Here is a 6,939-nt window from a genome sequence, read left to right as displayed (position 1 = left end):
ACACGGCAAGTTGATAATGTCCCAATTGGGACATTATCAACTTGGATACATTGAGACATTATCACATTGGAATCAGATAAGCGAAAACAATTGCAGAATTACTCTTAAACTTGCGGGGTAGGAATGCTATAATGGGTGTAATTATGGAGGCAGTTATGATAAAAGGTTGTATATTTGATTTAGATGGAACATTAGTTGATTCTTTAAAGGATCTTGCAGTTAGTACAAATCATGCTTTGGAGGCATGTGGGTTAGCACCACATCCTATTGAAAACTATAAACAGTATGTAGGTAATGGTGTTTTAAAACTAGTAGAACGTGCACTTGGAGAAGATCATCAGGATTTGTTTGATCAATGTTTACAAGAATTCATGGACTACTATAAGGATCATTGTTTTGATTACACAGCACCATATCCTGGTATTAAGGAATTAGTAGAAGATTTACATAAAGAAGGTATTAAACTTGCTTGTGTTACTAATAAACCACATACAGTAGCTGAAGTGATTGTACCTAAGCTATTTGGTGATTGCTTTATTACTACATATGGAGGATGTGCAGATTATCCTAAAAAGCCTGATATTACTTCTTTAAACCTTGCATTAAATGATATTGGTTTAACCAAGGATGAATGTGTCTTTATTGGGGATTCTAATGTTGATATAGAAACAGGAATTAACGCTTCTATGAAGACAATTGGCTGTGATTGGGGATTCAGAGGGGAAGCAGAGTTAAAGGCTGCAGGAGCTACTAAAATCGCTTATAAGGCACATGATATCAAGGAGTATGTAGATGATTGGAATAAGTAAATGCTTATGTGGCTATGATTGTACTTATCGAGGAGATTCTAATAGAATAGAAGCATTAGAACTTATTGATAAGAAAGGTGAAGCAGTACTTATTTGTCCTGAAGTGTTAGGAGGACTCTCTATTCCTAGAAATCCTGCTGAAATAGTTTCAGAAGAGCCATTATGTGTAGAGACAGTTAATGGTAAAAATGTTACAAAGGAATATGTAGAGGGAGCACAGAAGGCACTAGATATACTTAAAGCATTTGATATTGATTATGTTATTTTAAAGAGCCGTTCACCTAGCTGTGGTCTTAATCATATTTATGATGGCTCATTCTCCCACAGGGTCATTGATGCAGATGGAATCTTTGTACGTTTACTAAAAAAAGAAGGATATAAGATTTATACAGAAGAAAATTATCCAGGTAAGCAGTAAAAAATATACAAAGTAAGCGCTAGACTAGAAAAATAGGAATGAATATATTAGAATATGAGTATATGAAATAGGAGGAATATATAATGGGTCATATTTTAAAGGTCCAGCCAGTTTTAAAAGAAAAGATCTGGGGTGGAACTAAGTTAAGAGATGTTTATGGTTATGATATCCCAAGTGATCATACAGGAGAAGCATGGGTTATCTCAGGTCATAAGAGTGGCGATTGCCCAATCGTTGAAGGTGAATATAAAGGAAAAACAGTATCATGGATGTTTGAAAATCATCGTGAATTATTTGGTAATGTAGAAGGAAATCAGTTCCCATTACTTGTAAAAATTATTGATGCTAAACAGGATTTATCTGTACAGGTACATCCAGATAATGAATATGCAAAAATTCATGAAAATTCTTTAGGTAAGACTGAATCTTGGTATGTATTACAGGCGGATGAAGGTACAGATATGGTTATGGGTCATTATGCTAAAACTAAAGAAGAATTCATTAAGGATATTGAAGAAGATAAGTATGATGAATTACTCAATCGTTTTAAAATCCATAAGGGTGATTTCTTCTATATCCCAGCAGGTACATTACATGCGATCTGTGGTGGTTCATTAATCTATGAAGCACAGCAGTCTTCAGATATCACTTATCGTGTTTACGATTATCATCGTAAGGGTGATGATGGTAAAGAAAGAGAATTACATGTACAGCAGTCAATCGACTGTACAAAGGTACCAGCTGATTTAGATCAGAATAAATTATTTGTAAATACTAAATTAGACCATGGTTCTAAGACTAGATATTTAAAGTGTGAATATTTAACTGTTGATCATTACTTAATTGAAGGAAGTACAGAAATTAAAAATGATGATCCATTCCAGTTAGTATCAGTCATTGATGGTGAAGGTACTGTCAATGATATGCCTATTAAAAAGGGTGATCAGTTTATTATCTGTTCAGATGTTGATTTAGTACATTATGAAGGTGGACTAGAATTAATGGTGACAACACTATAATTCATTTAAGAGCACAAAAGTGCTCTTTTATTGACTTCTATTGAAATGCTTCGTATAATTTTGGTATAAAATTGATGATAAGGAGAAAAGGTATGGATATATATGAAAAAGCATTAGCACTTCATAAAGAACATCATGGTAAGATGGAAATCAATGTGAAGGTACCAATGGAAACAATGGAAGATTTGTCTATGGCTTATACACCTGGTGTTGCTCAGCCATGTCGTGAAATCCACAATAATCCAGAAACTGTTTATGATTATACATGGAAGGGGAATAGTGTGGCAGTAGTCAGTGATGGAACTGCAGTACTAGGACTTGGTGATATTGGACCAGCAGCAGGACTTCCAGTAATGGAAGGTAAATCTATCTTATTTAAGAAATATGCGAATATTGATGCTGTTCCTCTTTGTATTGATACAAAGGATCCTCAGGAAATCATTAAGTTCTGTAAACAGATTGCTCCCACTTTTGGTGGTATTAACCTAGAAGACATCAGTGCACCACGTTGTGTAGAAATTGAAAGAACACTAAAGAAGGAATTAGATATTCCTGTATTCCATGATGATCAGCATGGTACAGCTATTGTCGTTACTGCTGCTTTAGTCAATGCCTTAAAGGTTGTTGGTAAGAAGCCAGAAGACGTGACTGTTGTAGTCAGTGGTACAGGTGCTGCAGGAAGCTCTATTATCCATATGATTCATGACTTAGGTGTTAAGGAAATCTATGGCTTTAATATCAATGGTATTGTGATCAAGGATGATTATGATAAGTATGACTTCTTAACTCAGGAATTAACAGAAATTACAAACAAATCTAATAAACGTATGACTATGGCAGAAGCAGTCAAAGAAGCAGATGTCTTTATTGGTGTTTCAGCTCCAGGTCTTCTTACTAAAGAAATGGTTCAGTCAATGAAAGAAAAGCCAATTGTATTCGCAATGGCTAATCCAGAACCTGAAATTAAATATCATGATGCAGTAAATGCAGGTGCTGCAGTCGTAGGAACTGGACGTTCAGACTTCCCTAACCAGATCAATAATGTATTAGCCTTCCCAGGCTTATTTAGAGGCGCTTTAGATGTTCATGCCACTAAGATTACTGAAGGTATGAAATTAGCTGCTGCAAAGGGCTTAGCAAGTCTTGTAAGCGATGAAGAATTAAACAAGGATTACATCATCCCTCGTGCGACTGATGCGCGTGTAGCAGTGACTGTTGCAAAAGCAGTAAGTGACCAAGCTATTAAAGAAGATGTAATTGCGCATAAATAATACAGATACGGTTCATAAGAACCGTATTTTTTTGCGAAAAAAAAGAATAGCTCTCGCTATTCTTCTTCACCATCATCATAGTTAGAAACGTTGTGATAAACCTGGTCAACATCATCACAGTCATTAAGAAGATTCATTAGTCTTTCAAATAAAACCATATCTTCACCTTCAAGTTCAACTGTTTCCTGTGGTTTAGTCTGGATTTCGTCAACATCAAATTCAACATCAGGAAGCTTATTTTCAATAGCTGTCTTGATTGCGTTATAATCAGTTGGTTCACCAGTAATCTTTAAGCTGCCATCTTCTAAAGTTTCGATATCTTTAGGATCAACTTCGCCTTCGATTAATGCATCAATTGCAGTTTCTTCGTCCATTCCTTTGAACTGAACAACAGATTCTACATCATATAAATAAGATACTGAACCTTCAGCACCAAGCTTAGCTTTTGATTTAGTGAATGCAGGACGTACCTGTGAAATAGTACGGTTGATGTTATCTGTTAAACATTTAACAATAACAGTTGATCCTGAAGGACCAAAACCTTCAAACTGTACACTTTCATAATCTTCTACAGCACCGTTCTTAACTTTATCAATCGCACGCTTGATAACGTCTCCAGGAACCTGATCTTTCTTTGCTTTTTCAATTAATCTTCTAAGGCTTAGATTACCGTCCGGTTCAGGGCCGCCTGCCTTCGCTGCTAAATAGATTTCTTTACCATAGTAAGAATAAAGTTTAGTTTTCTTAGCAGCAGTCTTTGCCATTGCGGCTTTACGTACTTCATGAGCTCTACCCATAATCTAATTCCTCCTTGTAAATTTCCTTACACATTATAAACACAAAGACTAATTATTTCAATAAAGAATTGGAAAATACACTGGAAATGCATTACTATTGTATCGAGGTGTATAAAAATGAAAAAGAAAATGATTATTATTGGGGGAGGTATATCAGGTATATATCTTTCTATTTTATTGAAAAAATATCTAGATATGGATGTGGTTGTACTTGAAGCCAATGACAAACCATTAAAGAAACTTTTAGCTACAGGCAATGGGCGTTGTAATCTTTCTAACAAGGATCTAGACAAGGCACATTATGATGGAGACATCAAACCGTGGGTAAATGATATCATTCATGATTTTGATATAGTAGAAGCACTTAAGGATATTGGCTTATATACTAAATATATGGGAAATCTCTTATATCCATATAGTGAGTCAGCAAAAGCTGTACAGACATTATTTTTAAATAGAGCGGAAGAATTTGGCGTAAAGATTATATGTGATGAAGAAGTATTGTCAATTAAAAAGAGTAAGCATGGTTATTTTATTCATGCAGCGCATCAAGATTATCAAGCAGATTATGTCACTATTGCCTGTGGTACTCCTGCTGGTAAATTATCAGGTATGAAAGAAAGACGTACTTTATTTAACTCACTTAAAGTTGATTATCGCCCTATGAGACCAACTATTACTCAGTTAATTACGACTCCTGCTTATAAGAAATTAAAGGGTGTTAGAATGAAGGGAGAATTTACTCTAAATGGACATACAGAAAAAGGAGAACTTCTTTTTACTGATTATGGTATTAGTGGAATTGCAGTAATGGTCTTAAGCCGCTATGCCCGTCCTGGAGATAGGATACTATGTGATTTTTATCCTGAGTTTACTGATCAGGAGTTATATTCTATTATTCGTACACTACAAACAATGAGTGGCCCTTATGATGGTTTAGTTCATCCAAAATTAGTTCCAATACTAGAAAATCAGAAGAACCCGGTTTCTTTCCTAAAACATTTAGAATTGACTGTCAAAGAGCTAAGAGGTGAAGAATTTGCCCAGGCAGATCTTGGGGGATTGATGATTTCTAATTTTAATGAATCTTTTGAATTCATCAGCTACCCTCATCTTTATGCGACAGGTGAAATATTAGACATTACTGGAGATTGTGGCGGATATAACATTCATTTTGCCTTAGCAAGCGCTTATTCAGTATTTAAAGAAGTTTCAAAAACAATACAATAAATTAGGAAAAAGATAAATAAAATCAAAATTATTTGTTTTGTTATAAAAATAGTACTGAAAATATATTGACAAACCCAAATGAGATTGTATAATAGGGAGCATATACAAATTGGGAGGGATAATGTATGAAATTAAAAACAATCGTGACAGCTGGTGCAGTCGCAGCAATGTTAGTAGGTTGTAGTAATGGGAATTCATCTACAACAGATATCAAAGCACCTAAATTTGGTTTTATCGGCCCACTAAGTGGTGAAGCTTCTCAGTATGGTACAGCCGTAAAGAATGCTATGAAGATGGCTATTAATGATTATAACAAGAAACATGGCACTAAGATTACAGGCGTTTACTATGATGATAAGGCTGATCCAACTACAGCCGTAAATGACTATAACAAGCTTTATAATGATGATAAGGTCACTGCAGTTCTTTCGCCAGTAACAACTGGTTCTGCACTTTCAGTAGCAAGTGCTGCAAGCAAGAACAACACACCAGTTCTTTCACCATCTGCTTCAGGTGATAAATTCACTATGAATGGTAAAACAGCTTATAAGAACGTATTCAGAATCTGTACAAATGACTCTTATGCTGGTACTTACTTAGCTAAACAGTCTAAAGCTAAATATGATTTCAAGAACGTAGCAGTTCTTTACAACAAGGAATCTGATTATTCTACAGGTGTTGCAGCTGCTTATAAAGCTGAAGCTAAGAAGCAGGGCGTTAATGTTTCATTCTATGAAGCATATAATGCAAATACTAAAGATTTCTCAACATTCATTTCTAAGATCAAACAGGCTAATCCTGATGCTGTTTTCTTACCAGATTACTATGAATCAGTTGTATCTATCACTAAACAGTTAAGAGACTCTGGCGTTAAGGCTCCAATATTTGGTGCTGATGGCTGGGATGGTGTTCTTGGTGTTAAGGGTGTTAACACTGCAGACTTTGAAAACTGCTTCTTCACAAGTGGTTACAACAAAGATGCAACTAGCGGTCCTGCACATGAATTCGTAAAAGCTTATGAAAAAGAATATGGAACAACTCCAAGTATGTTTGCTGGTATGGCTTATGATACAGTTACTGTTATGATGAAAGCTATCAACAAAGCTAAATCAACTGATCCTGAAAAGGTAAATGCTGCATTAGAAAAGGTCAAAGTATCTGATGATGAAGCAGTTTGTGGTGGATTCACTTATGATAAGAACCACAACCCTGTTAAGGAATTAAATATCGTTACTATCAAGAACGGTCAGTATGTAACTGCAAAATAACGATGAATAAAGGAGAGTTCATCTCTCCTTATTTTTTTATTTTTAGAGGGGAGAAAGTGTGAAACAAAAATCAATCAAAACGTATAAAAAAAGACAAACTTAAAAACAAGTTTGAATAATTTAGAAA

The 6,939-nt window shown here is 35.0% G+C and carries 7 protein-coding genes; 6 read left to right on the top strand and 1 reads right to left on the bottom strand.

Translation table 11 applies throughout. From position 1 onward, the window contains the following. Positions 1 to 155: 155 nt before the first annotated feature. From ABUA27_RS11620 to ABUA27_RS11605, 4 genes are all read left to right on the top strand, one after another. The gene (locus tag ABUA27_RS11620) at positions 156 to 809 is read left to right on the top strand and encodes an HAD family hydrolase (RefSeq protein ID WP_349820758.1); all 654 of its coding nucleotides are present in this window, start codon (positions 156 to 158) and stop codon (positions 807 to 809) included. Further along, complete coding sequence (locus ABUA27_RS11615; RefSeq protein WP_349820757.1) at positions 793 to 1,227, top strand: 2-thiouracil desulfurase family protein; 435 nt, start codon at positions 793 to 795, stop codon at positions 1,225 to 1,227. The genes ABUA27_RS11620 and ABUA27_RS11615 overlap by 17 nt, the downstream gene beginning before the upstream one ends. Positions 1,228 to 1,310: 83 nt before the next feature. Continuing rightward, positions 1,311 to 2,246 (top strand): type I phosphomannose isomerase catalytic subunit, encoded by a 936-nt coding sequence (locus ABUA27_RS11610; RefSeq protein ID WP_287846810.1) that lies wholly within the window; start codon positions 1,311 to 1,313, stop codon positions 2,244 to 2,246. Positions 2,247 to 2,338: 92 nt separating this feature from the next. Then, a complete protein-coding gene (locus tag ABUA27_RS11605) occupies positions 2,339 to 3,517 on the top strand; it encodes an NAD(P)-dependent malic enzyme (RefSeq protein WP_288835196.1) in 1,179 nt (392 codons plus the stop codon). A 56-nt stretch (positions 3,518 to 3,573) separates the two neighbouring features. Here ABUA27_RS11605 and ABUA27_RS11600 read toward each other — a convergent pair whose 3' ends face one another. Continuing rightward, a complete protein-coding gene (locus tag ABUA27_RS11600) occupies positions 3,574 to 4,314 on the bottom strand; it encodes a YebC/PmpR family DNA-binding transcriptional regulator (protein ID WP_022424669.1) in 741 nt (246 codons plus the stop codon). A 117-nt stretch (positions 4,315 to 4,431) separates the two neighbouring features. Here ABUA27_RS11600 and ABUA27_RS11595 point away from each other — a divergent pair, with 117 nt between their 5' ends. Both ABUA27_RS11595 and ABUA27_RS11590 read left to right on the top strand, forming a co-directional pair. Continuing rightward, positions 4,432 to 5,544: an aminoacetone oxidase family FAD-binding enzyme gene (locus ABUA27_RS11595; protein WP_349820756.1), complete on the top strand. Its 1,113-nt coding sequence runs from the start codon at positions 4,432 to 4,434 to the stop codon at positions 5,542 to 5,544. A gap of 125 nt (positions 5,545 to 5,669) precedes the next feature. Further along, the gene (locus ABUA27_RS11590; protein WP_287968323.1) at positions 5,670 to 6,812 is read left to right on the top strand and encodes an ABC transporter substrate-binding protein; all 1,143 of its coding nucleotides are present in this window, start codon (positions 5,670 to 5,672) and stop codon (positions 6,810 to 6,812) included. The last annotated feature ends 127 nt before the right edge of the window (positions 6,813 to 6,939 follow it).

It is taken from the genome of Catenibacterium sp. RTP21428st1_D7_RTP21428_210409, from assembly GCF_040227455.1.
GTDB classification, from domain to species: Bacteria; Bacillota_I; Bacilli_A; order Erysipelotrichales; family Coprobacillaceae; genus Catenibacterium; species Catenibacterium mitsuoka_A.
Note: the sequence above shows the minus strand (reverse complement) of the source record. Positions and strands in the feature narration are given on the sequence as shown.

Excerpts from the sequence above, each read along its gene's own strand:
- ABUA27_RS11620 (WP_349820758.1), top strand. The coding sequence starts at position 156 with ATGATAAAAGGTTGTATATTTGATTTAGATGGAACATTAGTTGATTCT.
- ABUA27_RS11595 (WP_349820756.1), top strand. The coding sequence starts at position 4,432 with ATGAAAAAGAAAATGATTATTATTGGGGGAGGTATATCAGGTATATAT.
- ABUA27_RS11615 (WP_349820757.1), top strand. The coding sequence starts at position 793 with ATGATTGGAATAAGTAAATGCTTATGTGGCTATGATTGTACTTATCGA.
- ABUA27_RS11610 (WP_287846810.1), top strand. The coding sequence starts at position 1,311 with ATGGGTCATATTTTAAAGGTCCAGCCAGTTTTAAAAGAAAAGATCTGG.
- ABUA27_RS11605 (WP_288835196.1), top strand. The coding sequence starts at position 2,339 with ATGGATATATATGAAAAAGCATTAGCACTTCATAAAGAACATCATGGT.
- ABUA27_RS11600 (WP_022424669.1), bottom strand. The coding sequence starts at position 4,314 with ATGGGTAGAGCTCATGAAGTACGTAAAGCCGCAATGGCAAAGACTGCT.
- ABUA27_RS11590 (WP_287968323.1), top strand. The coding sequence starts at position 5,670 with ATGAAATTAAAAACAATCGTGACAGCTGGTGCAGTCGCAGCAATGTTA.